This window comes from Pseudomonas sp. 22515 (assembly GCF_052044625.1).
Lineage (GTDB): Bacteria > Pseudomonadota > Gammaproteobacteria > Pseudomonadales > Pseudomonadaceae > Aquipseudomonas > Aquipseudomonas alloputida.
Genome location: NZ_JBQENN010000015.1, coordinates 1 through 23,973, shown reverse-complemented (window position 1 = coordinate 23,973; position 23,973 = coordinate 1). Strand labels below are relative to the sequence as shown.

Here is a 23,973-nt window from a genome sequence, read left to right as displayed (position 1 = left end):
CCGTGTCGTCAGGGGTTACCTGTGCCCGAGCTGCCTTCTCCTTGCCGGCCGGTACCTTCCGATCCACTGCCATCCATTCCCGGCAGATCGCGGTTGTCATTCTGCTGCGCCGGCGGGCTTTGCGGTTCGTTGCCCTGTATGCGCGGGTCGGTGTCCCGCGGCAAAGGCTTCTCGATCGGGTTGAGGGTGCTGTCCACGCCTGGCTGTGGCGCCGTATTGTGCGGGTCGTCGGGGTAGGTCGGACCGGTGCCGACAGCAAAGGCCAGCGGCGAGGCGAGCAGGGCAATCGACAGGATGATTGAGCGGGGCATGGCAGGCTCCTTTGCTATACGGGTAAGGCTCATACTTCTCTTCGGCCTTACCCGGAACGTCAAGGTGCCATTACCCCGATCAACGGTCACACCACCAGCGACAGCAACATGATGAAAATGATGCCGACGATGGACAGGATCGTCTCCATCATGCTCCAGGTCTTGAAGGTTTCTGCCACGGTCATGTTGAAGTACTGCTTCACCAGCCAGAAGCCGGCGTCGTTCACATGCGACAGGATCAGCGAGCCGGCACCGGTGGCCAGTACCAACAGCTCACGGTTCACCCCCGGCACCAGGTCGATCACCGGCGCCACGATACCCGCGCCGGTGATGGTGGCGACCGTGGCGGAGCCGGTCGCGATGCGAATCACCGCCGCCACCAGCCATGCCAGCATGATCGGCGAAATTTCTGCTTGCACAGCCATCTGCCCGATCACGTTGCCTACGCCGGTATCCACCAGCATTTGCTTGAAGCCACCGCCAGCGCCGACGATCAGCACGATGGCGGCAGTCGGTGCCAGGCTCTGGTCGAGCATCTTCATGATCTGCTGGCGGTTGAAGCCGCGGGCCGAACCGAAGGTATAGAAGGCCAGTAGCAGGGCGGCGAGCAGGGCGGTGATCGGGTGACCGATCAGGTCCATCCACTGGCGCACGATGTGCTCGGCCGGCAGCACCACGTCGGCGAACGTTTTCAGCAGCATCAACGCGACCGGCAGCAGTACGGTGATCAGGGTGATGCTGAAGCTTGGCAGGTTGCCCTGATCGGACTCCTTGGCGATCTGGTCCATCAGTTCCTGGGACGGGTTGCCCGGGATGTAGCGGGAAATGAAGTTACCGAACAGAGGGCCGGCGATGATCGCGGTGGGCAGTGCGACGATCAGACCGTAAAAGATGGTCTTGCCAATGTCAGCATGGAAAATGCCGATCGCCAGCAAGGGGCCCGGGTGCGGTGGCACCAGCCCGTGTACCACCGACAGGCCGGCCAGCAGCGGAATGCCGATTTTCACCAACGATACGCCCGAGCGCCGGGCGACGATGAACACCAGTGGAATCAGCAGCACAAAGCCGATTTCGAAGAACAGCGGGATGCCCACCAGGAAGGCGGCGAACATCATCGCCCAATGCACGTTCTTCTTGCCGAAGGCGCGGATGAGGGTTTGCGCGATCTGGTCGGCACCCCCGGAGTCGGCCATCAGCTTGCCGAGCATGGTGCCCAGGGCGAGCACGATGCCGACGAAGCCGAGCACGCCGCCAAAACCGTCCTGGAACGATTTCATGACCTTGGCCACCGGCATGCCGGAAGTCAGGCCCAGGAAGCCGGCCGCGAGGGTGAGGGCGACGAAGGGGTGAACCTTGAAGTGGGTGATCAGCAGGATCAGCCCGACGATGGTAACCAGCGCGTCGAGCAGCAGGAAGGTATCAGTAGCCAGTCCGAACATGGTTTGAAGGCCTCGGTCTTATCGTTGTTTTGGGCGTAGCTTTTTGGAGTCTTTGCCGCGTTTACGGGGTGGGGTAGCGCTGTCTTTGGTGAGACGGAAAAGCCGCCGAGGTCAGGCGGTTTGCGCCAGGCCCGGCTCACCGCAGCGCTTTAGCCAGTGGTCCACCGCTTCGGCCAGTGCTTCGATCGGTTGGGTGGCGTCCAGTGCCAGCGTCAGTGGCTCGCCGCGTGGCGATTCCAGGGCCGCGAACTGGCTGTCGATGAGGCTGGCCGGCATGAAGTGCCCTGGGCGAGCCAGCACGCGTTTTTCGGCCTCGGCAGGCGACAGTTCGAGGAACACGAACACCAGCCCGGGCATGGCATCGCGCAGGGTGTCGCGGTAGCGGCGCTTGAGTGCCGAGCAGGTCAGGATCGGGCGTTCACCGGCCTGGGTGGTGGCTTGCAACTCTTCACCAAGGCGGACCAGCCAGCCGGCACGGTCGCTGTCGTCCAGCGGGATGCCAGCGCTCATCTTGCGGATGTTTTCGGCAGGGTGGAAAGCGTCGCCTTCGATCAGGCGGCCGCCGCTTCTGGCAGCGATGGCGGCGCCGATGCAGCTTTTGCCACAACCGGCCACGCCCATCACCACAATGGCGGACAGGGGAGAATTCATCAGTACCTCCTGCGGGTGAGGTAGCGCTGTCTCGCCTTGGACGAACAGCCATCTCCCCGGTGTTATTGGTCTTGTCCTTACGCAGTATGGACGCCTGGTGGCAAGCGCGTAGTGGCTGCTACCAAAGATTACATTGCCTGCATCCTGAGACAGCGCTACCTTAGTGGCCGTTCCCTCTCCTTGCAAGTAGTAAAATTACAACATTCATGTCCCGCACCGGCTCCCGAACTACAGGTCGTCCCACCCTGGCTGAAGTTGCCAGGCTTTCCGGGGTCTCCCCGATTACCGCTTCGCGCGCCTTGCGCGGGGTCAGCACGGTTGCGCCTGACCTGGTGGAAAAGGTCATCGCCGCAGCGGCGAACCTTGGCTATGTGGCCAACCCGGCGGCGCGGGCGCTGGCCTCAGCACGCAGCCAGTCAGTGGTGGTGTTGATCCCGTCGTTGTCCAACCAACTGTTCATCGACACCCTGGAGGCCATTCACGAGGTCATGCGCCCTCGTGGGCTAGAGGTGCTGATCGGCAACTATCACTACGACCTTGCCGAAGAAGAGAACCTGATCCGCAATTACCTGGCCTATCAGCCCTGCGGCATTTTGCTGACCGGCTTCGAGCGTAGCGATGCTGCGCGGCAGATGCTGGCTGCCAGCGGCGTGCCGTGTGTGCACATGATGGAACTCAATGGTGAGCCAGGGGCTTTGTCAGTCGGCTTCTCGCAGCATCAGGCCGGGCGTGCTGCTGCACGGCACCTGATCGAGCGCGGGCGCAAGCGCCTTGCATTCATTGCCGCGCAGCTGGACCCGAGGGTGATGCAGCGTGCCGAGGGGTTCCGTCAGGCTTTGGCAGAGGCTGGTTTGCAGGCTGCGGAGCTGGAGGTATTGGCCCCGGAGCCATCGTCGATTGCCCTGGGCAGTGTGCTGTTCAGCCAGCTGATGCAGCAGGCGCCGGATGTCGACGGTATCTTCTTCTGTAACGACGACCTGGCTCAGGGCGCGGTGCTGCAGGCCTTGCGTCAAGGGGTGGAGGTGCCACGCCAGGTGGCGATGGTCGGTTTCAACGATTTGCCTGCGTCGGCGCATATGGTGCCGCGGCTGACCTCCATTCGCACACCACGGGCTGCGGTGGGGCGGGGCGCGGCACAGGCGCTGCTGGCGTTACTGGATGGCAAGCGGGTGACGAATGCGCAGCAGGATCTGGGCTTTGAGCTGATGGTGCGCGAGAGCTCCTGAGAGCGCCCGCCAAGGCGTTCGCGCGCGAATCCCACAGGAATGATTGGCCCGAAACGAAGGTGCAGCGGGTTTACCTGCGAAGCAGGTGATGCGGGGCATGGCACCGGCTGTGCCGGTGTTCGCGGGTGAACCCGCTCCTACAGGCGCTGTCGATGCCACGACTTGCCAGCGGCGATCTATGCTCAGAAAACCGCGCATAGGGAGCCCCGCGTCATGTTCGATTTCCACCGCAAGTCTGATTTGGCAGAAATCCAGCGCAGCCGCCAGGCGTTGGCCAATGCGCAAGCCAAACTGGCCGCTATCGGCCGTTCCATGGCAATGATCGAGTTCGCCCCTGACGGCACTATCCTCGACGCCAACGAGCGCTTCTGCCAGGCCATGGGCTACAGCGCCGACGAACTGCGAGGCAAGCACCACAGGCTGTTCTGTGAGCCGGACTATGCAAAAAGCGCCGAATACCAGCAACTGTGGCGCGAGTTGGGGCAGGGCAAGGCAATCAGCGGTACGTTCGAGCGCATCGACAAGGCGGGGCGCGAGGTCTGGCTGGAAGCCAGCTACATGCCCGTGCTGGACGAGCACCGGCAAGTCACCAGCGTAATCAAGGTGGCGTCGGACATCACCCAGCGGGTGGTGCTGGAGCACGAGAGCGAAAGCCTGCTCAAGGCCATCAGCCGCTCCATGGCGGTGATCGAATTCACCCCGCAAGGCCGGGTGATCAAGGCCAATCAGAATTTTCTCGACACCATGGGCTACCGCCTTGATGAAGTGGTTGGCCGCCATCACGGGCTGTTCTGCCTGGCGCATGAACGCGAATCGGCCCAGTACCGGGAGTTCTGGGCTTCGCTGAACCGTGGCGAATACCACTCGCACCGCTTCGAACGCGTCAACAAGCACGGCCAGACTGTTTTCCTGGAGGCCTCCTACAACCCGATCTTCGACAGCAAGGGCCGCCTGTGCAAAGTGGTCAAGTTTGCCAGCGACATCACCCATCAGGTCTGCACCCAGCAAAGCGCCGCCCATGCCGCCCATGCCAGTTCGGTGCAGACCGATGCCTGCGCGCGCAAGGGTACCGAAGTGGTGCAGCAGACCGTGCAGGTAATCGAGCAGATTTCCCAGGAGCTTAACGACGCAGCGCGCAGCATCGATGCGGTAAACAAGCAGTCGGATGTGATCGGGCAGATTGTGCTGACCATTCGTGGCATTGCCGACCAGACCAACCTGTTGGCCCTTAATGCAGCCATCGAGGCCGCGCGTGCCGGCGAGCACGGGCGAGGCTTTGCCGTGGTGGCCGATGAGGTGCGCAACCTGGCCGCGCGAACCAGCAAGGCCACCCTGGAAATCGTCGATGTGGTGCGGCAGAACCACGACCTGTCGCTATTGGCAGTGGCCAGCATGCAATCGAGCCTCAACCGTACCGGTCACGGCGTGGCACTGGCCAATGAGGCGGGGACGGTGATCATGGAAATTCAGCAAGGTTCACGCCACGTCGTGGACGCCATCAGCCAGATCAGCTCGACGCTGCAATTGCATTGAGCGCCTCGCGCATCTCGTCAAGCAGCGCCTGCAGGCTGACTTGCAGTTGCCCGCGTTGCTCAACGGTTGGCAGCCCTCGTGCGTGGGCGTGTTCGATGGCTTCACAGTCTTTGACCACGGCGCGCACCCTGATCATTTTGGCGCCACCCTTGATGCGGTGGGCCAAGGCGCGTACGGCTTCATCAGGTGCGTCTGTGGCCAAGGCACGCAGGGCGGCCAGGTCTTCACTGACGCTTATCGACAACTGCTCCAGCAAATGCCGCGTCAACTGTTCGTCGTCCTGGGTCAGGTGGCGCAATTCGGCCAGGTCGAACCCACTATGGAAAGGCTCCGGCGACGGCTGTTGAGGGCGCAGCTGGGGCAGATGGGTCTTGAGCGTACGCAGACCAATCGGCTTGAACAGGCATTCGTCCATGCCGCTGGCCAGGCAGCGAGTACGCTCCTCGGCCTGGGCGTTGGCGGTCACGCCAAGAATACGCCCTGCTGGCAGGCCGCGTTCGCCCTCCAGGCTACGAATGCGCCGGGTGAGTTCATGCCCGTCCATGACCGGCATGCTGCAATCGGTGATCACCAGGTCGAAGCGCGCTTCTTGCCAGCGTGCAAGGGCGATCTCGCCATTCTCCGCCAGTGTCACATGGTGCCCCAGGGTTTGCAGTTGCCGTTCCAGCAATAGCAGGTTGGCTGGGTAGTCGTCGACCACCAGAATATTGAGCGGGCCGCTGTTGCTTTCATGTGTCGTGAGTTGCGGGTCCGCTTGTGCCGGTGCTTCGCAGACGGGTAACCGCAGGCTGACTTGTACCCGGGTACCAACGCCCTCGACGCTCTGAAGACTCAGGGCGCCGCCCATCAGCTCGGCCAGGGTACGGCTGATGACCAACCCCAGGCCTGCCCCTTGACGTGCCCTTGGGCCATCGACCTGAACGAAGGCACTGAACAGCCTGGCCTGGTCGGCGGGGCTGATGCCGATGCCGGTGTCACGCACATTCAGCTCGATGGCCAGAACGCCGTGGCCGGCAACTTTGGGCAGCAGCAGGCATGCCTGCACTTCACCACGGTCGGTGAACTTGATGGCGTTGCTGATCAGGTTGGACAGAATTTGCTTGAGTCGCAGTGGGTCAGCCAGCACCCATACCGGCTCTGCAGGCAGCTCGCCCTGCAGATGCAACCCTTTGGCCCGGGCATTGCCTTCGAACACACGCAGCGTGGCGCGCACCAGTTCGACCAGATTGGTAGGCACCGGTTGCAGGCTGATATGGCCGGATTCGATGCGGGAAATGTCGAGAATATCGCCAATCAGCTCAAGCAGGCCAATGGCCGAATCATGGGCGGTCTGCAAGGTCTGGGCGTCGCTGCGGCCGCTGCGGCTATCTTCCAGGGCCAGTTCCAGCAGACCGATCACCGCATTCATCGGCGTACGAATCTCATGGCTCATGGTGGCCAGGAAGGTGCTTTTGGTCTGGCTGGCCTGTTCGGCATCGTCTTTGGCCTGGCGTAACTGTTCCAGCAGCCCACGGCTCAGCGCGAGCTGTGCCTGCAGTGCGTGCTGTGCCTCGGTTCGCTGGTTGATCAGCTTGCGCAGGTAGCTGTTCCAGAACACCACCCCGGCCAGCAGCAGGGCCGACAGCACCAGCACCTGCAAAGCCAGGGTGCGGTAGTCGCGCCATGGGCTGTCGCTCACCAGTGTGCTGGTGCGCCAGCGGTTGATCAACTGGTCCAGTTCTTCAGGTGGAATGCTTAGCAGCGCCTTGTCGAGAATGGCCTGCAGCTGTGGCTGGTCGGCGGCTACGGCAAAGGCGGCAATGGCCGGGGCGTCGTCGAGCACGCTGGCAATGCGCAAACGGTCCTTGAACACATGGCTGATGTAATAGGCCGCATTGATATGGCTGCTCAGGGCCACGTCGGCAACACCGTTGGCCACGGCCTCCATCTGGCCCAGGGGGTTGTCAACTTCGACGATCTCGGCCTGCGGGTATCGCTGTTGCAAAACGGCCTGCTGCGGTGAGCCGCGCACCAAGGCGATGCGCTTGCCATCCAGGGCCTTGGCCTGTGCAGGTGATTCACCGTCGTTGCGGGTGACAAGCACGCGCGGGCTGACCAGGTAGGGGCGGGTGTAGCGCAGTTGCTTCAAGCGGTCGGCACCATAGCCCAGCGCCCCGATCATCTGTGCCTCGCCGTGCACCAGGCGGTCGATCATGGCCTGCGATGAAGCACTCTCGACGGGTGTGAACTGCAGCCCAGTGCGCAGCGAGATCTGCTTGAGCAGGTCCAGGGTGATACCGCTAGGGCGGTGCTGAGCATCGTTGAACGTCAAAGGTGCCAGCGAGGTATTGACCAGTACGCTGATAGTGGGGTGGGCGGTGATCCAGGCTTCTTCTTCTTCGCTCAAGGCAGTGAGGTGGCGCTGCAGCAGCAGGCTGGTGTTACCACTGCTCCAGCGGCGCAGAATGTTCAGGCGTTCACTTTCGCTTATGCGTGACAGCGCCTTGTCCACCAGCCGATGCAGGCGCGGGTTGTCGCTGGCTATGGCGAAGGCAAAAGCCTCTGGAGCCAGTTGGGAGAAATGGTCGATTTTCAACGTGCCCTGAAAACTTTTGCCGATCATGTAGTCGGTGCTGATCGCATCGCCCAGATAGGCGTCTGCCTCGCCCAGCACCACAGCAGCGAGCCCGGCCAGGGTTGAGCGGTACAGGCTCAGTTGCGCCTTTGGGTACAGGGTGCGAACGCTGACGGCCGGCAGGTAGTGATCGACCATCGCCAGGCGCAGGCCGGCGAGGTCGGGCGTGCTTTTCAAGCTGTGCCCCTCACGGGTGACGATCACTGGCAGGTCGTCGGCATAGGGGGTGCTCAGGCTAAGCTGGGCGTCTGCCGCTTCGAAGGCGTTGGAGCTACCTAGCAAGTCGATATGGCCATCACGCAGGGCAGTGATGGCCTCGTGACGGCTGTCAAAACGGCGTACTTCAATGGGTATGTCAAGCTGTTCGCCGATGATGCCGGCGTAGTCTGCGCTTAACCCCTCATAGTCATGCTGACTGACATTGATTTCGAACGGGGGGTAGTCGGGGCGCGCGCTACCCAGTATCAGGCGTTGGCGATTTTTCAGCCAGTGGCGATCATCGCCGGATAACGTCAGTGGGGCAGCGGCACTGATTGAGCGCGCCAGCAGATGGCGTGGTTCGCTGCTGGCCTGCAGCACCGTGGAGTTGGCCAGACTGATAGCCAGAAGGACGCTCGCCAGCAACAGTTTCATGGTAGCCGAGCGCTCAATAGACGCTGTTGCGCTTGGCCAGGTCGACCATTTCCACGAGAGACTCAGTCTTGAGCTTTTCCATGATACGGCCCCGGTAGGTGCTGATGGTCTTGGCGCTGAGGTTCATGCACGTGCCGATGTTCTTGTTGTTCTCGCCGCGCGCAAGGCGCCGCAGCACTTCCATTTCTCGGTTGGAGAGACTGGCCAGGCGCACTGGCTCGCTCTCCAGCGAGTTGCTGTTGACCGACATTTGCGGAAAGGTCGAATAACCTTTGGTCAGGGCCTTGAGGGCGAACAGCAGGGCCTCGTGGTCCTCTTCCTTGGTGACGAAGGCACCTATCCCGGCATCCAGGCAGCGGCGTACATACAGGTCAGTGGCCTGGCCGGTCAGCACCATGATCTTCGGTACCGGCTCCAGGCTCTGCAATCGCTTGATGACTTCCATGCCGTCCAGGCCAGGCAGGCCGATGTCGAGAATGACTACGTCAGGGCGCAGTTCACGGGCTACCTGAGCCACTTCACTGCCGTTGCCGACCTCGCCGATGACATGGAAGCGCTCGCGTTCGAGCAGTAGGCGCAGGGACAGCCGGACAATAGGGTGGTCGTCGACGATCAGCACGGTTGTCATGAGGAAAACTCCTGTAGGGATGTGGTCCGCTTCCTGGAACACTCAGGAATACGTCTGCAAGTGGGGTTATCGGAAGCGCTGCACGATACGACCATTCCCGAAGTTTGGTAATGCCGAGTATAGAAGTGTTGAAAACCCCAGTGCTTTTTGTTGAAAAGTCCTACAAGAAACAGGAAAGACATCACCCTGAGAAAGCGGTGATGCCGCTTCTTTGCAGTTGTTCAGGCGCAGGCAGCGTGCGGTTTGTGTAGACGCAGTGTGGAGGCAGGGTTGTTGGCCAATGCCTGGCCGACTCGCGTCGGGCGGGCTACCAACTGCCCGGTACAATTTGGGCAGCGGCCTTGGAAGCGGGTTTCGGCACAGGCACGGCAGAACGTGCATTCGAAGGAGCAGATCATAACGTCGGGGCTGTCACCCGGCAGATCGGCATCACAGCACTCGCAGTTGGGGCGTAATTCCAGCATGGGCATGGCTCCTGTTCGCAGGCGGGAACCCGGAGTCTGCTACGCCCGAGGCAAGGCTGGCAATGTTCAGTCGCCAAGGCGGTACAGGTGGGCATGCCCGGCACGGTACAAGGCCGATTCGGCGAACGGTGTATCCCCCAGTACGTGGCCTACCAGGATCAGCGCCGTGCGCCGGAAATCCTTGGCCGCTACGCGTTCGACGATATCACCGAGGTTGCCGCGCACCCAATCCTGGTCTGGCCAGGTGGCCCGATGCACCACCGCAACCGGGCAGTGCGCGCCGTAGTGCGGCATCAACTCAGCGACAATGCGCGACAGGTGCTTGACCCCCAGATGAATTGCCAGGGTGCTGCCATGGCGCGCCAGGTCGCCTAACTGCTCACCCGGCGGCATGGGCGAGCTGTCGCCATAGCGGGTGAGGATCACGGTCTGCGCCACTTGAGGCAAGGTCAGCTCGCAGCCGAGCAGGGCGGCGCTCGCTGCCGTGGCGGTAACGCCGGGGATGATCTGGTAATCGATGCCCAGCGCCTGCAGGTGGCGAATCTGTTCACCGATGGCGCCGTACAGGCTGGGGTCGCCGCTGTGCACCCGGGCCACATCCTGACCTTTTTCGTGTGCGCTGCGCATGGCAGCGATGATCTGTTCCAGATGCAGTTCGGCGCTGTTGATCACGGTTTCGGCCTGGTGGCCTTCGAGCACGGCGGCGGGTACCAGTGAACCGGCATAAATGATCACCGGGCACTGACGAATCAGCCGTTGGCCCTTGACCGTGATCAGCTCCGGGTCGCCGGGGCCGGCACCGATAAAGTAGATGGTCATGCAAAGTCCTGGCAAAAAAGAGGGTACGAAACGCTCAGCAGGCCAGGGCGAGCGTCGCCGGGCCCAGTACCTGGCGCGTCAGCAGCAGCCTGGCCGTACCCTGCCGCTGGCTGGCCAGGGCCAGTGCCGCGCTCTCGGCTACGCCCCAACAGCCACTGTGCTGGTGGGCAGCGGCGGAACGGTGGCTGAGCAGTGGTTCATAGGGTTGCAGTTGCGCGCCATGGTACAGCACCAAGGGCAAACCGAGGCGTTCTGCCAATTGCTGCAAGCCGGGCTCGTCGGCCTTCAGGCTGATGCTTGCGATGCCGCGCAGGTCGGCCAGCGCCAGCCCCTGATTGTCCAGGGCCTGGCGCAGCAAGCGTTGCAAGGCATCTGCCGGGCAACCCCGGCGGCAGCCAAAACCGGCATAGAAGGCAGGCATCAAGCCTGGCTGGAACGGCGGAACAGCCAGGCGCTGAGCAGGCCCAAGGCCAGCCAGAAGGCGGCGTTGGTCAGCCAGGAGGCGACCTTGAACTGGGTTTCCAATGCTTCAGGGGCCAGGCTTTCGTGCACCTCGGGTTGCGGTGCACCGATTACATGGGGAATGACCAGCAGCACGGCGCCCAGCGCCTTCAGCAGCCAGTGGCGGGCGAACACCAGCAAGGCCAGGCCCAGCGCTGTGGCACTGGCTGTACCGACCCACCAGGTTTGGCGTTGCCCCAGGTCGGCGGCCGCAGTCCCCGGCAGTTCTGGTGGCAAGCCCAGGGTGGGAGCCAGGCAGAACACGGCGAAGCCAGCCAACCCCCACAATGCGCCACTGGCAGCGCGTTTGGGCTCGCGAAGGCTGTACAGGGCGGCGAGGATCAGGGCGAAGCCGACTGCGACCACCAGGTTGCCGCCTGTGGTGGACAGCACGCGCTGCCAGCCGTCTTCCGGCGACCAGGCTTCGGCGCTGTGTTCATGAGCGGCCACTTCGCTACCGTGTTCGTGGTGTGCGGCCGGGGCCGAGGACTCGTAGGTTTCCGCCTCCAGAATCAGCGGGGCAACCCAGAAGCTTTGCAGCAAGGTCAGCAACAGGGCTGCAAGAAGCCCGCTGAAACCCGCAGTACGGGCAATGCGCGTGATCATCAGGCGTACTCAGTGGCAGGGGAAGGCGGCGCTGTGGCGGGTGTCGTGGGCGGCGTTGTGCACAGCCTCAATGTGCGAGAACCCGGCAAAGTACACCAGGCACAAACCCAGCAAGCTGGCACCGACGGCGATGATTACACGCTGGCTGAGGGTAACGGGGGTAGCAAGGCTGTGTTGTTTGGCGCTGGTGACGGGCATGACGCGATCCTCTGCTTTTTGTGGGCAATGGGCGAGCGCGGCAGCCCCGGACGTGGTCGCCCAAGGGAATGCAACAGCGCCCGCCCACCGCGGGGTGTTCATGAACGCCAGGCCGGTCTCCGGGCTTGCGAGGAAGAGCTGGGCTCCTGGAACGCGTCACCTTCCCATGCCGTACTACGAGGCACAGTGGTACAGACGCTTCACTCGCTTACCGTTGCGGGGGCAGCACCGGCATTGTCCAGCCCTGCTGAAGGGCCTGGGACGCACCGGTTTCCCGTTTCACCCCCTGAGGGGCACCTGAACGCGAGGCATAAGGAGAGCATGGGGCGGGCTTGGCGTCAATGTCATACAGCGCGCGAGCCTTCCGAACAGCAGGTATGACAGGCTCAGGCCTGCCGTGTTCTTCCAGCAGGCAGAAGTGCAAAAACCGGGCGATCACCCGCGGGCGAATGCCGCCAGCTTGTCGCCATCCAGGCGGTAGCGTACCCACTCATCCTGCGCCTGGGCCCCCAGCTTCTGGTAGAAGCCGATCGCTGGCTCGTTCCAGTCCAGCACGCTCCATTCCAGGCGCCCGCAGTTATTCGCCAGCGCTTCGCGGGCAATGTGCTGCAACAACTGCCGGCCGGCGCCATCGCCGCGTTGCTCGGGGGTTACGTACAGGTCTTCCAGATAGATGCCATTGCGCCCGAGCCAGGTCGAGTAGCTGTAGAAGTACACGGCAAAGCCAATTGCACGGCCATCACGCTCGCACATCAGGGTGTGCACAGTGCTGCCTTCGTCGAACAGGCTGTGCTCGATGTCGGCAAGGGTGGCGACCACCTCGTGGCGCGCGCGTTCGTACTCGGCCAGTTCGGTGATGAAGGTGAGGATCTGCTCGGCATCGGTACGAACGGCAGGGCGAATGGTGAGGCTCATGGTGACGGCTTCCTTGATCCGGATTGTCGGTACAGTGATGTGTATCTGCGTAATTTAATAAAACTGTACCGGTTGCTGGGAGTGGCGCTCCGTTAGTGTGACAGCACCCATAAAGAAAGTGGAATGCCCGCCATGCTTGCCTCTGCCGACCTGCTGACCGCCTTTGTGCTGTTTGCCTTCGTGTCTTCCATCACCCCGGGCCCCAACAACACCATGTTGCTGGCCTCGGGGGTGAACTTCGGCGTGCGCCGCTCGGTCCCTCACGCCTTGGGTATCAGTTTTGGTTTCATGATGATGGTGCTGGCCGTCGGCCTGGGGCTGGGTGAGGTATTCAAGGCCTGGCCACCCCTGTACACGGTGCTGCGCTACGCCGGCGCCGCCTATCTGCTGTACCTGGCCTGGAAGATCGCCACTTCCGGGCCGGTCGGCACGGCCGCGTCCAGTGCCCGCAAACCGCTGGGCTTCTGGGGGGCGGCGGCGTTCCAGTGGGTCAACCCCAAGGCTTGGGTGATGGCGGTAGGGGCGATTACCACCTACACGCCAGCGCAAGGCTATGTAACCAACGTGATCGTCATTGCGGCCTTGTTCGCGTTGGTCAATTTGCCCAGCGTGGGGGTATGGGTGATGTTCGGTAGCGCCCTGCGCAACCTGTTGCAAAATTCGCGCTGGCTGATGCTGTTCAATGTCGTGATGGCCCTGTTGCTGGTGATTTCACTGTACCCGCTGCTGTTTGTAGAATCAGCGTTTTCCTGACCCCGAGAGTACAGTAAGCCGATGCAGTTGATTCCCTGGTCCCACGAATGCGCCGAAGGTTTCACCCTGCGTGGCTGGCGAACCCCGGCCAGTGGCAAACCGCTGCTGCACTTCCTGCATGGCAACGGCTTCTGTTGCCTGGCCTACCAACCGTTGCTGATGCGCCTGGGCGAGCATTTCGACCTGTGGCTTTGCGACGTTCAGGGCCATGGGGACAGTGACCATGGTGGGGTGTTTCGCGGCTGGAACCGCACCGCTGCCTTGGCGGTGGAGGCCTTTCAGGGCGGACGTGGCGAGTATGGCGACGTACAGCGGTTTGCCGTAGGGCACAGCTTTGGTGGCGTGCTTACGGGGCTGATCCTGGGCAGTGAGCCGCAACTGTTCGCACGTGCCGTGCTGCTCGACCCGGTACTGTTCAGCCGACGCATGATCGGCGTGATGGGGGCGGCCGCCCTGGTTGGCCTGCATCAGCGCCACGCCCTGGCCCGCAAGGCTGCCAGCCGCCGCAGCCACTGGCCCGATCGCGAGTCGGCGTTGGCCTCGCTGCAAGGGCGCGGCATCTTCAAAGGCTGGACCCATGCGGCGCTGCAGGCCTATGTCGAGCATGCCATCGGTGAGTGTGGCGAGGCCGTGGTGCTCAAGTGCCGGCCCAGCCGTGAGGTGGAGATCTTCAGCTCGTTCCCTAAACGCATGTGGGCCAGCCTGACTGCAATCAGGACGCCGACACGGGTGTTGTATGGCGAAGACACCTATCCCTTTGTGCCACGTTCGGTAAACCGCCTGGCGCTGCTAAACCGCAATGTGACCGCACGGCAAGTTCCTGGTGGGCACTGTTTCATGCAGGAAGACCCGGCCATGGCGGCGGAGCAGGTGCTCGATTTCTTGCAGGGTTGATTGTTCCGCACGTGGGACGATGCATGCCATTTTAGCCAGCTACCGCGTGATTGGCATCATTGATAAGGTTATCTCAGCCAAGAGAGGAGCCTTCTCATGAAAAAGATTCTGGGTATTCACCGCAGCCCTCACGCCCATTGGGTGGGGGATGGTTTCCCGGTGCGCAGCCTGTTCACCTACGACAACCTGGCCAGCCGGATCAGCCCGTTCCTGCTGCTGGATTACGCCGGCCCGCACGATTTCGCCCCGACCCAAGCACGACGCGGCGTAGGCCAGCATCCGCATCGCGGCTTCGAGACCGTGACCATCGTCTACCAAGGTGAACTGGAGCACCGTGATTCAACCGGTGCTGGCGGCTTGATCGGCCCAGGTGACGTGCAGTGGATGACGGCTGCCAACGGGATCATTCATGAAGAGTTTCATTCCCCGGACTTTGCACGCAGTGGCGGCACCCTGGAAATGGTCCAGCTGTGGGTGAACTTGCCGGCGCGGAACAAGCGTGCAGCGGCTGGCTACCAGACGCTGCTGGCCGGCGACATTCCGGTGGTAGCGCTTGACGGTGATGCCGGGCGCTTGCGCGTGATTGCCGGTGACTACCATGGCCACCACGGGCCGGCCAGAACCTTCACCACGATGGACGTGTGGGATTTGCGGCTCAACGCCGGCGCGGCCTTGCAGTTGCCGGTTGCTGCCGGTCGCAATGCGGCGCTGGTGGTGTTGCGTGGTAACGTTCGAATCAATAGCGAGCGCGAAGCAGGCCCGTCGAGCCTGGTGCTGCTCGACCGGGAGGGTGTAGACGTAGCTGTCGAGGCGCTGGACAACGCAAGTGTGCTGCTGCTCAGCGGTGAGCCAATCGATGAGCCGATCGTCGGCTACGGCCCGTTCGTGATGAACAGCCAGGCGGAGATTGCCGAGTCGTTCGATGATTTCCATGCCGGGCGGTTTGGGCAGATGCAGGAGGAGAGGGGAGGTGCCGCGCACTGATCCTGCTGATCGGGTGGCCTGTCCCGGCCCTGTCGCTGGCAGGCCATCTTCCCTCGGCCACCCGGCTGCACATTGGTCAACGCGTTGCTGACCAGGACCACTCGTCGTCAAGTCTGCTAATGCAGTCGAACACTCGGCCCACGCGGAGAATCTTCCACTAAGGTGCTAAAGGATCCCCCGCAAGCTCATTGCCCGGGCGCATGGACAGCTGGCCGAGCATGCGCAATATCAATTGGCGCCCCGCCCGACAAAGGCGTACCCCAAACAACAGGCCATCCCACAGAGAGGGTCGTACCATGTCGTTGATAGGCGTTTCGATACTAGAGATGCGGCAACTGATCGAGCAGGCCTGCTTGCCTGACCGCTGTGAAGTCAGCTGCCCGGACGGCGCCCACCTGACCATCCGCCTGGGTCAGGGCCAGGATCTCGATCAGGGCGTGACCCTCAGCGGGGTCGCGCTGCAAAACCTCAACAGTTGCCGTGACCTGGTCAACCTGGTGGACCAGCTGCATGCGCTGCGTGACAACCACCCGGCGCCGCTCAAGGCGATCGCCTGAACGCGCCTGTCGTGCCCCGGTCAGTCCAGGCTGGCCGGGCGTACGTATTCCGGCATCAGGCCGTTGAACCAGAACAGGATCATTGCCACCAGGATGGTCACCAGCAGCAGCAACCCTACCCCCCAAACGCACGTTGCAAACAATAACGCCTGCTCTTTCTTCAGCCGCATGAAGGTCTGCAACCCGCCATATAGCAACACGCTGGCATACACAGAGGCAGCCATCAGCGCGGCAAAGGCGAGCCAACGAATTGGCATCAGACCAACCACTCCGGCAAAGAACCAAGGCGTAGCGCAATAGGCGGCAAAACCGATGCATTGGTTCAGGCTGGGCTGTGTATTGAACCCTCGTGACATCCAGCGGATCATCACGCCCATCAGCATCACACCTATCACAGTGGTGGTATACAGCAGGCCTGCCAATTGCGCGGCGCTGCCGATGCTAAGGCGTACCCGCTCCTCGGCCGCCAAGCTCCAGCCGAAGGTCGTAGTGCCGACGAAGAGGCACACGGCGGGTATCAGCGCCAGGGCTAGCAGGCGTGGCAGGTATTGCTGTGGGTTGTCTTCCTCGGCCCGGCGGATGTCCAGCCAGGCGTCGGCGGGGTGGGTGAAGAGCTTGAATAACGGACTGTTCATAGCGTTCTCCGGTAGGCAAAAGCCCTTTTGCTATGGAGACACGCGGCTCTTAGCCAGTTCAGCCTGGATGGCCGCCGTTGATCGGCTTATTGCAGTTCCAACAGCAGGTTCAGGCCACCGTCGCCGCACTTTCCCTTCTCGCGAACCACGCCGTGGTAACTCCGCCCATCCCAGACGAAGGCCACACTGTGAGCTCGGTCGATCTTGTCAGGCAGTGGGGGGCAAACGTGCAGGCGCAGCCCTGGGCGACCCTGCAGGTTGAGGGCGGCGAGTTGGCATTGGCATTCCACCCGTTGCGCCACCGGGCCGAACAGGGTGTCGCGTACGTAATCGAGCTGCAGCGAAGCATTGGGTGCGCGGCCAGGCATCTTCATCGGTACATGGCTCCGTTGCAACGGCTCGAAGAACCAGGCGGGTTGGGCATGGCAGGCTCCAGACAAAAGAAAGGCGGCTTATCATTCGAAGCTTGCCTGGCCAAGATGTTCAATGTGTTTCATGTGCGTTCATCTTGTTTTGCGCGGGGTGGCAGATGACGGCCCCTGTTCAGGCACCCGCCTTGCGCAAGGTCAGGTTGATCCGCCGTTCGCCCAGGCGCGGATGCACACCAGGTTTGATCGGTAGCACGCCGTGGAAGCGCAAGCGGTCTTCGCCGCCCCAGACGAGCACATCGCCGTGGCTCAGCGCAATGCGCTGAGCCTTGTCGGCACGCTGCAGGCCGCCGAACAGGAACACCGCCGGTAAGCCCAGCGACACCGACACGATCGGCTGGCCGAAATCCTGCTCGTCGCGGTCCTGGTGCAGACTCAGGCGTGTGCCTGGCAGGTAATGGTTGACCAGGCAGGCATCCGGCACGAACCCGTCAAACCCGGCCATGGCTGCCGCGCGGGAGGCCAAGGCGAGCAGAACCGGGGGCAGGGCGGGCCAGGGCTGGCCACTGAGTGGGTCGCTGGGGCTGTACCGGTAGCCATGGTGATCACTCACCCACCCCAGCGTACCGCAGTTGGTCAGGCCCACTGCCATGCGCAGGCCTCCTGGGGTGTACATGTGCCGGAACGGCGCAGCACGCAGCACCGGACGCAGGGCATCGAGCAGCGCCTCGGTTTCGGCCAGGGCGAAGCCGGGCAGCAGCACAGTGTGGCTGGCCAGGCGTTGCGGCTGGGGGCCGAACAGGTCGAGGTCGGACTGGATCATGCGGCTGCACATCTTCGAGCGGTTTGCCATTGTACCCGACAGATACACGTCAAGGGATTGCACACGCCGGCCGGATCGAACGATTGCAGAGGGCGGGATAACAGAAAAAGGAACCGCGGCACCAGGGAGAGAAGCACCGCGGTTCAAGGGGGAGCGGTTTACTGCTGGGTCACAGTGGCCAGGTTCGCGCTGCCCAGCTGGGTGATGGTGGCGGATTGGGCGACACCACTTTGGTCGACGAACGCCTTGTTGCTTTGGCCTCCCTGGGTCACGTAGGCGACGTTGATGCTGTCGGTCTGTTTGATGGTGGCTTCGTTTCCGCTTCCGTAGAGTTGGTTGGTGTAGCTCTGGTTGCTATAGCCGGACTGGTCGAGCGTGATGGTGTTGCCGGTGCCCTGGCTGCTGCCGTAGGCATAGTTGTCGGTACCACGCTGGTCGGCGATCAGAATGTTGTCAGTGCCGTTCTGTTCGAAGTACAGCTCGTTGCTGACGTCATCCTGCTTGGTCGACATCTGGTTGCCTGTACCCGTCTGGCTCAGCGTGGCCTGTTGGTCAGCGCCCTTCTGGGTCAGATTGACGCCGTTGCCATTGCCCGTCTGGTTGATGGTAGCGTTCTGGTTGGTGCCGAACTGGCCACCCATCTTGGCGCCTTTCCAGTTACTGGCGGTGATGCTGTTGCCATTGCCTTGGGTGTTGATGGTCAGGTTGAGGTTCTCACCATTCTGATAGGTGAAATGCAGGTTGTTGTTGCCGGTTTGGGTAATGGTGGTGGTCGAGTTGTTGGTCTCGAACTGGTCCGACCAACTGGCGTTGGCATTGCCTTGCTGCGACAGGCTGACCTTGTTGCTGACGCCGAAGCTCTGGTCGATATAGCCTTCGTTCGACTGGCCGGTCTGGACCACGGAGGCCTGGCTACCGATCTGTGTGTCCTGCCACACTTCCACGGAGTTGCCGCCCCCGTACTGGCCAATGGCAATGGTGCCACCGGTGCCTTCGCGCTGGTCGCCATAGGCCCAGTTGTCGTGGCCATCCTGATGGACCTGGATATCGCCATCGATATGGTTCAGGTGCTCGGCGGTGGCGTAGTTGTCCTGGCCGGTCTGGTTGACGGTGCTGCGGTTGTTGCTGCCACCGAAGGTCTGCTCGATGAACGCCTCGTTGCGCTGGCCGGATTGCCAGCTGGTGGCTTTGCTGCCTTCCTGGCTGTCCTGCCACACGGTGGATTTATTGCCGACGCCTTGTTGGGTTTGCAGCGATTCGTTGTTCGACCCTATCGACTGGCTGGCGAAGGCATCGTTGTAGCTGCCTCCGGCGTGCTGGGTGATCTGGCTGCCGTTCTCGAACAGTTGCTCAGCGTAGCCGGCGTTGTACTGGCCGGTGGCGCTCTGCTGAATATCGCTGGTGCTTTCGGTCTGCACGGCGAGGTGGTTGTGGCCCTTGCCTGTCTGGTTCTGGGTGGCCGAGGCGAAGGATGCCTGGGTCTGAGAGACTTCGGCGATGTTTTCCTTGCCGTCCTGGGTCTGGGACGAGGTGCTGTCAGCAGCCATGGCCTGACCTGCGAGGGCCAGGACGATAGCGGCACTTAACGGAGCGAGCTTGTACATGGTGGTGCCTCCAGGTCTATCGGTATTGGGTGATCTGAACATGCTGGCCATTGCCAGCCTGGGTCACGGAGCTGTTGAGCCCTGAGCCGGACTGCACGATGCTGGCGCTGTTGTCGTTGCCGATCTGCTCGATGGCGGCGTTGTTGCTGCTGCCGCTCTGGCGAATCGACGCGCTGTTGCCATTTCCCTGTTGGCGGATGATGGCCATCAGGTCACTGCCTTCCTGCAAGATGTACGCTTCCTGGGCACCGCCGGACTGGACGATACGGCCCAGCAGGGCCTGACCGTTCTGGTCGAAGGCGGCGCGGTTGCCTGACCCGTGTTGCTCGATCACCGCAGCCTGGCCGGCACCGGCCGGCAGCAGGCGGATGATCACGGGTTCACCGAGGTCGTTGCCGGGTGCGAGGTCGGCATTGTCCATCAGGTCCTCTGCCCAGCAGGCCTGGCCCGTCAGGGCCAGGCAGAGCAACAGGGAGTACAGCCGTTTCATCGAAGCCTCCGGCTTTTACTGCACGACTACGTTGACGGTGCGCGTGGTGCCTTGGCTGGTGGTGATCGTCGCCGTCGGTGCCGCAGTCGGGATGATCGTGGTGCTATTGCTCACCGCCAGGCGCCAGCGGCCGGTCAGCGCTACCGTGGCCGTACCCAAGGTCTGGACGCCGGTAGTCGTGGTTACCCGCACGGTTACGGTATTGCCGGTGGTCACCGACGAGGTGCCACTGATGTCCCAGTTGTAACGGTTGTTGGAGCGCGCCGTGACCGTGGCTGCCGTGACGGCGAAGGTTTCAGCGGCAGGCCGAGGCGACACGTTGACGGTGACCGTACCTGGGGTGGACAGCCCCCCCAGCGAGTCACGTGCCTGGTAGGTGAAGGTGGTGGTGAAGGCTGTGGTTACAGTGGCCGGTGGGGTATAGGTGACGGTTGTGCCGTCGGTGCTGACCGTGCCACGGCCGGTGGCCGGCTGGGTGATGTTGGTCACGCTCAGCGGTACGTTGCCTTCTGGGTCGGTGTCGTTGGCCAGTACGTTGATGGTCAATGGCACGCCCAAGGTGGCGACGGTTTCCGGGTTGGCAGTCGGTGCCTGGTTAGGTGCGACGTTGATCGTGACCGTGGCCGGTTCCGATTTCAGCCCCTTGGCATCCACCGCCCGGTAGCTGAAGTTGGCTACCAGCGGTTGTGTGGCCCCGGTCGGCGGCGTGTAGGTAACCGAGGTGGTGCCATTCATCACGACGCCGCCAAGGCCGGTCCCGGGTTGGGTCAGGTCGCTGATGGTCAGCGGCACGTTGCCATCCGGGTCGCTGTCGTTCAGCAGCAGGTTAAGTGTGATCGGTACACCGACACTGGTGCTGCCGACATCGGCCTGGGCGAGCGGTGGCTGGTTGGCGGCCTCGACCGGGGCGTTGCCGACCACGATCACTGGCTCTACATCACTACCGCCGCGGGCAGACTTGACCGTAACGGTGGCGGGCGGTTGCGCCAGGTCGTTGACCGTGATGCTTTGCAGTGTGCCCGATTTCGACAGGCGGCCGTAGCCCTGGGCGAGCAGGTCGGGGACCGCTACTTCGTCGCTGGAACTGGCCTCGATCAACAGACGTTTGTTGGCCCAGTCGTAGCGTGCGGTGCTGACTTTGACCACGTCGCTGAGCTTGCTCGAGAGCGCAGTCGGCTGGGTGCCGCCGACTGCGTTGCTGGCGGTGACAACCACCACCTCTGGCGGCACCGACTGGTTGAACTGCTGGCTGAAGAACAAACCGTTGTTGTCCGAAGTCAGGGTGAACTGACACGGCGAAGGCGGGGTGCCGATCAGTGCCAGGCCATTGCGCATACACAGGCTGGCCTCACTCGGGGCCTTGGCGAACACTTCCACGCGGGTACCGCTGCCGTTGCGCGAGTAGGTGGCGCGCTCCAGCGTGACTGGGGTTTGTGCTCGCGGGTCCAGCACCTTGCCAGACACTGTGAACGTGTTGGTCTGAATGGCGCCCGCGGGCCCTTCGATGCGCACGAAGTTGGTATTGAAGGGGCTACCGGTTACCGCTTCGGTGATATTGGGGTCGCCGATGTAGGTTTCGGTGGTGCCAGTGTCAGGATTGACCTCTGTATACGGCCCGCCAACCCCCTTCAGCCAAGGGCCGATCGCCCCCCCCAGCGCCCCCTGGAAGTTGCCCGGAGCGCCAATGCCTATGTCCCGAGTGATATTGATCGCGCGACGACCTGCCGTGGTGACGTTGACCGTCTCCACCCCGTAAGGGTGCGTGATGGTGTAGGTACCGGTGCGTGGGACCGAAGCGCGGATACGGATGCGGGCGAAGCTTTGCTGATCACCGTCTACCGGGTTTTCAGCCGCGAAGGCTGCCTCTATACCGGCAACGTAGACCTCCAGTTCATAACCGCTGTTACCTACTTGTGGTATCGAGGTTTCGGCCAGGAACCAGAACATCTCGGGTGGCCAGTTATCTGGAAATACCAGCGGCAGGGCATCGTCATAGATCCCGGGCTCGGGCAACAAGGTGCACATGTAGGCGGGCGCCCCTGGTGCGCCTGGCGCACGGGTGCTGGTGGCACGCGACTGGCACAGCTCCAGGGATTGGTCGAGGCTGTCCTTGTACCACATCGGATAGCCACCAGTGGCGAAGGTGTAGGGCCCCGGGTCGACATCAGACAGCGCGGCAAACGCGGCGCTGGTAACGGTAAGAGAGAAACCGGCGGCCAACAGCGCACGGCGCGACCAAGTGTTCATGCTGCCTCCTTGAAGGCTGAGCCTTTGTCTGTTCATGGCACCAGCACCACGTCTTCGGTGTCGCTACCACCGTTGGCGCTGGTGACCTGCACCTTGGCCGGCGGAATGGGCGAGAGGGTCATGCTCAATGTCTTGACGGCGCCGGTACCGCCAAGGTTGCCGATCAACGTGCCGTTGCCGGTATGCGCGGTAAGTACTGGAGGTGTTGTTTCGTCACTGGTGCTGGCCACCAGGGTCAGCTCGCCGGTAGACAAGCGGTACTGGGCCTGTGTGATGGTGACTAGGTCGGTCAGGGGGACGTTGCTGGTGGTCAGGCTGCTGGTCGGGATTGCCACGCTGTTGTCAGCGGACAGTGTCACGAGGGTTCCGGCCGCCGGGTTGAGGACTGACTGGGCGTACCAGGCGCCGGTGCCGTTGGCCTCGGTGAGGCTCAGGTTGGGTGTCTGGCTGGTCAGGGTGACGCTTGCCGGTGGCGGCGGGGCCAACACGAAGATGTCTTGTTGGGCGATCAGGTCGCCGTTTTCGGTATGGCGTGAGTACGTGCTGCGTTGTGGCATCAGCGGGGTTGGCAGGGCCACTTCGGAAAGCTTGCCCGAGACAGCGAACAGCTCGGTGCGCAGGTCGATGCCACCAGGGCCTTCAATGCGTACGTAGTTGGTGTTGAATGGGCTGCCGGTGACCCGCTCTTCCAGGTTCGGGTCGCCGATGAAGCGCTCGTTGCCTTCGGTGTAGGGGCCGTTGACACTGCGCAGGAACGGCCCGACATCACCCTTGAGTGCGCCGCTGAAGTCGCCTGCCCCCGCTATGCCGATGTCACGGGTCATGTTGATCGCCCGGCGCCCTGCAACGGGCACATCGAACACTTCAACGCCATAGGGGTGGGTGACCACGTAGGTGCCCGCGGTGGGTACGTCGACCCGGATACGGACCCGGGCGAAGCTGACCTGGTCACCCTCGACAGGTTCTTCGGCAGCGAATGCCGCTTCGATCGCCGTGCCATAGCTGAGGTCGATGCCACGGGCGGCGTCGACGATTGCAGCGTCGGCAGTGAACCAGAACGCTTCGTCAGGGAAGTTGGTGGGGAAGACGATGGGTTGGGTATCGTCGAACACACCAGGCGTGGGCAGCAGCGTGCACATGTATGAGGGTGCACCAGGTGCGCCGGCGACCCGGGAGCTGACGGCCTTGGTCAGGCACAGGTCGAGGGTACGACCGTGGCTGTCCTGGTACCAGGCGGGGAAGCCGCCATTGGCAGGGACGTAAGCGCCTGGATCGACAGCGTTCAAGGCGGCCTGCGCGGGAAGCTGGAGCATGCCGGCGAAAATCGCCACTGCCAGCGGGTGGGGTATCGGTCGGTGCATGAGTCAATTCCTCCTGCAAACGGGCCCATGGACTTGGGGCGTCTGGGAGGAGATCGGCAAGAGCTGTGCCAAACCCTGAAAAATGCGTTGCAGGCCTTGTGGGGCAGGGGGTTCAGATTTTCAGTAGGGCTTTATGCCAGCGGCTGGCGGTGGGCAGCGTTCCCCCAAGGTTGGGGATTGGGGGCCGGTAATTTCAACCCGTTTTTCGACGCAGTGCCGAGTTCTGAATTCAGTCAGGATCATGCAGTAGGCGCGGCCGATTATTCTTGCGATCTGGAGGCCCGTGGTTTGCGTGGCTTTTTCGCCGGCCGTTTGCCGGGCTTGAGCTGCCAGCGGTCGGCGTTGGCGAGCAGGCGTGCCTGGATTGCGGGTGGGTAGTCGCTCAGGGTAGTGACGGGGGGAATGGGCTTGCCAGGCAGGCCGGCCTCGCGGATGACCTTCGGCCAGCGCGGTCGCCAGCACAGCAGCAGGCTGAGCCAGTGGCCGGTGCCGATGATGACGAACGCGGGCCAGACAAACAGCAGCGCAACTTTGAACAGCCAGCTGCTTTTGCGGAAGAAACGCCCAAGGCCTTCGAACTGGGCGCTGAATGCCTGGATGGGTGAGGGTAGCTGGGTGCTCAGGCGGGGGCGGGGGACGGCGTGTGGGCCTTCTTCCATGTAACGGCGGATGAATTCCCACTCATCACGCAGTTCGCTGCCGCCTTGGCCTTGTTTGCC

At 62.6% G+C, this 23,973-nt stretch carries 25 protein-coding genes, 1 pseudogene and 1 riboswitch; of the genes and pseudogenes, 7 read left to right on the top strand and 19 right to left on the bottom strand.

Features of this window, described 5'->3' with window-relative positions:
- Positions 1-8: 8 nt before the first annotated feature.
- The 3 genes from ACTJJN_RS15470 to ACTJJN_RS15460 form a co-directional block, all read right to left on the bottom strand.
- Positions 9-311, bottom strand: a complete 303-nt coding sequence (locus ACTJJN_RS15470) for a hypothetical protein (RefSeq protein ID WP_012052189.1) — start codon at positions 309-311, stop codon at positions 9-11.
- An 86-nt stretch (positions 312-397) separates the two neighbouring features.
- A complete protein-coding gene (locus ACTJJN_RS15465) occupies positions 398-1,750 on the bottom strand; it encodes a GntP family permease (protein WP_003253832.1) in 1,353 nt (450 codons plus the stop codon).
- Positions 1,751-1,861: 111 nt separating this feature from the next.
- Positions 1,862-2,401: a gluconokinase gene (locus tag ACTJJN_RS15460; RefSeq protein WP_003253831.1), complete on the bottom strand. Its 540-nt coding sequence runs from the start codon at positions 2,399-2,401 to the stop codon at positions 1,862-1,864.
- 206 nt (positions 2,402-2,607) lie between these two features.
- Here ACTJJN_RS15460 and ACTJJN_RS15455 point away from each other — a divergent pair, with 206 nt between their 5' ends.
- From ACTJJN_RS15455 to ACTJJN_RS15445, 3 genes and pseudogenes are all read left to right on the top strand, one after another.
- The gene (locus ACTJJN_RS15455) at positions 2,608-3,627 is read left to right on the top strand and encodes a LacI family DNA-binding transcriptional regulator (protein ID WP_012052191.1); all 1,020 of its coding nucleotides are present in this window, start codon (positions 2,608-2,610) and stop codon (positions 3,625-3,627) included.
- A gap of 213 nt (positions 3,628-3,840) precedes the next feature.
- Positions 3,841-4,623 (top strand): annotated as a pseudogene (locus tag ACTJJN_RS15450) (PAS domain-containing protein); the annotation flags it as partial.
- Positions 4,624-4,665: 42 nt separating this feature from the next.
- The gene (locus ACTJJN_RS15445; RefSeq protein WP_371044604.1) at positions 4,666-5,160 is read left to right on the top strand and encodes a methyl-accepting chemotaxis protein; all 495 of its coding nucleotides are present in this window, start codon (positions 4,666-4,668) and stop codon (positions 5,158-5,160) included.
- On the opposite strand, the gene ACTJJN_RS15440 is transcribed toward ACTJJN_RS15445, so the two are convergent.
- The 8 genes from ACTJJN_RS15440 to ACTJJN_RS15405 all read right to left on the bottom strand — a co-directional run bounded on the left by ACTJJN_RS15440 (position 5,135) and on the right by ACTJJN_RS15405 (position 12,538).
- Positions 5,135-8,407, bottom strand: coding sequence for a transporter substrate-binding domain-containing protein (locus ACTJJN_RS15440; protein WP_014756915.1), 3,273 nt, complete (start codon positions 8,405-8,407; stop codon positions 5,135-5,137). The two genes, ACTJJN_RS15445 and ACTJJN_RS15440, sit on opposite strands and share 26 nt — an antisense overlap.
- A gap of 13 nt (positions 8,408-8,420) precedes the next feature.
- Complete coding sequence (locus ACTJJN_RS15435) at positions 8,421-9,035, bottom strand: response regulator transcription factor (protein ID WP_003253824.1); 615 nt, start codon at positions 9,033-9,035, stop codon at positions 8,421-8,423.
- Positions 9,036-9,256: 221 nt separating this feature from the next.
- A complete protein-coding gene (locus ACTJJN_RS15430; protein WP_012052194.1) occupies positions 9,257-9,499 on the bottom strand; it encodes a DUF1272 domain-containing protein in 243 nt (80 codons plus the stop codon).
- A 66-nt stretch (positions 9,500-9,565) separates the two neighbouring features.
- A complete protein-coding gene (cobM, locus tag ACTJJN_RS15425) occupies positions 9,566-10,318 on the bottom strand; it encodes a precorrin-4 C(11)-methyltransferase (protein ID WP_012052195.1) in 753 nt (250 codons plus the stop codon).
- A gap of 34 nt (positions 10,319-10,352) precedes the next feature.
- On the bottom strand, positions 10,353-10,739 hold the full coding sequence (locus tag ACTJJN_RS15420; protein WP_003253817.1) for a cobalamin biosynthesis protein: 387 nt from the start codon (positions 10,737-10,739) through the stop codon (positions 10,353-10,355).
- The gene (locus tag ACTJJN_RS15415) at positions 10,739-11,425 is read right to left on the bottom strand and encodes a CbtA family protein (RefSeq protein WP_012052196.1); all 687 of its coding nucleotides are present in this window, start codon (positions 11,423-11,425) and stop codon (positions 10,739-10,741) included. The genes ACTJJN_RS15420 and ACTJJN_RS15415 overlap by 1 nt, the downstream gene beginning before the upstream one ends.
- A 9-nt stretch (positions 11,426-11,434) precedes the next feature.
- Positions 11,435-11,623, bottom strand: coding sequence for a CbtB domain-containing protein (locus ACTJJN_RS15410; protein WP_003253813.1), 189 nt, complete (start codon positions 11,621-11,623; stop codon positions 11,435-11,437).
- Positions 11,624-11,716: 93 nt separating this feature from the next.
- A riboswitch (cobalamin riboswitch) is annotated at positions 11,717-11,939 on the bottom strand.
- A gap of 119 nt (positions 11,940-12,058) precedes the next feature.
- Positions 12,059-12,538 carry a GNAT family N-acetyltransferase gene (locus ACTJJN_RS15405; RefSeq protein ID WP_012052197.1) on the bottom strand — a complete coding sequence of 160 codons (480 nt, stop codon included), beginning with the start codon at positions 12,536-12,538 and terminating at the stop codon, positions 12,059-12,061.
- Positions 12,539-12,661: 123 nt separating this feature from the next.
- On the opposite strand from ACTJJN_RS15405, the gene ACTJJN_RS15400 reads away from it, so the two are divergent.
- The 4 genes from ACTJJN_RS15400 to ACTJJN_RS15385 all read left to right on the top strand — a co-directional run bounded on the left by ACTJJN_RS15400 (position 12,662) and on the right by ACTJJN_RS15385 (position 15,726).
- Complete coding sequence (locus tag ACTJJN_RS15400) at positions 12,662-13,291, top strand: LysE family translocator (RefSeq protein WP_012052198.1); 630 nt, start codon at positions 12,662-12,664, stop codon at positions 13,289-13,291.
- A 21-nt stretch (positions 13,292-13,312) separates the two neighbouring features.
- Positions 13,313-14,185, top strand: a complete 873-nt coding sequence (locus ACTJJN_RS15395; RefSeq protein ID WP_012052199.1) for an alpha/beta fold hydrolase — start codon at positions 13,313-13,315, stop codon at positions 14,183-14,185.
- Between the two features lie 96 nt (positions 14,186-14,281).
- The gene (locus ACTJJN_RS15390) at positions 14,282-15,169 is read left to right on the top strand and encodes a pirin family protein (RefSeq protein WP_012052200.1); all 888 of its coding nucleotides are present in this window, start codon (positions 14,282-14,284) and stop codon (positions 15,167-15,169) included.
- 296 nt (positions 15,170-15,465) lie between these two features.
- Complete coding sequence (locus ACTJJN_RS15385; RefSeq protein ID WP_012052201.1) at positions 15,466-15,726, top strand: DUF1652 domain-containing protein; 261 nt, start codon at positions 15,466-15,468, stop codon at positions 15,724-15,726.
- Between the two features lie 20 nt (positions 15,727-15,746).
- On the opposite strand, the gene ACTJJN_RS15380 is transcribed toward ACTJJN_RS15385, so the two are convergent.
- The 8 genes from ACTJJN_RS15380 to ACTJJN_RS15345 all read right to left on the bottom strand — a co-directional run.
- Positions 15,747-16,361, bottom strand: coding sequence for a Yip1 family protein (locus ACTJJN_RS15380; RefSeq protein WP_012052202.1), 615 nt, complete (start codon positions 16,359-16,361; stop codon positions 15,747-15,749).
- Between the two features lie 86 nt (positions 16,362-16,447).
- Positions 16,448-16,735, bottom strand: coding sequence for a hypothetical protein (locus ACTJJN_RS15375; RefSeq protein ID WP_003253801.1), 288 nt, complete (start codon positions 16,733-16,735; stop codon positions 16,448-16,450).
- Between the two features lie 169 nt (positions 16,736-16,904).
- Complete coding sequence (gene alkB / locus ACTJJN_RS15370; RefSeq protein ID WP_041168593.1) at positions 16,905-17,552, bottom strand: DNA oxidative demethylase AlkB; 648 nt, start codon at positions 17,550-17,552, stop codon at positions 16,905-16,907.
- A 158-nt stretch (positions 17,553-17,710) separates the two neighbouring features.
- On the bottom strand, positions 17,711-19,156 hold the full coding sequence (locus ACTJJN_RS15365; protein WP_041168415.1) for a curlin: 1,446 nt from the start codon (positions 19,154-19,156) through the stop codon (positions 17,711-17,713).
- Positions 19,157-19,172: 16 nt separating this feature from the next.
- Positions 19,173-19,646 (bottom strand): curlin, encoded by a 474-nt coding sequence (locus ACTJJN_RS15360; protein WP_440781384.1) that lies wholly within the window; start codon positions 19,644-19,646, stop codon positions 19,173-19,175.
- 15 nt (positions 19,647-19,661) lie between these two features.
- On the bottom strand, positions 19,662-21,893 hold the full coding sequence (locus ACTJJN_RS15355; protein ID WP_012052206.1) for an Ig-like domain-containing protein: 2,232 nt from the start codon (positions 21,891-21,893) through the stop codon (positions 19,662-19,664).
- Positions 21,894-21,925: 32 nt separating this feature from the next.
- The gene (locus tag ACTJJN_RS15350; protein WP_440781383.1) at positions 21,926-23,254 is read right to left on the bottom strand and encodes a hypothetical protein; all 1,329 of its coding nucleotides are present in this window, start codon (positions 23,252-23,254) and stop codon (positions 21,926-21,928) included.
- Between the two features lie 260 nt (positions 23,255-23,514).
- Positions 23,515-23,973, bottom strand: a 459-nt coding sequence (locus ACTJJN_RS15345) for a DUF6708 domain-containing protein (RefSeq protein ID WP_440781381.1), incomplete at its 5' end; no start/stop codon positions are given.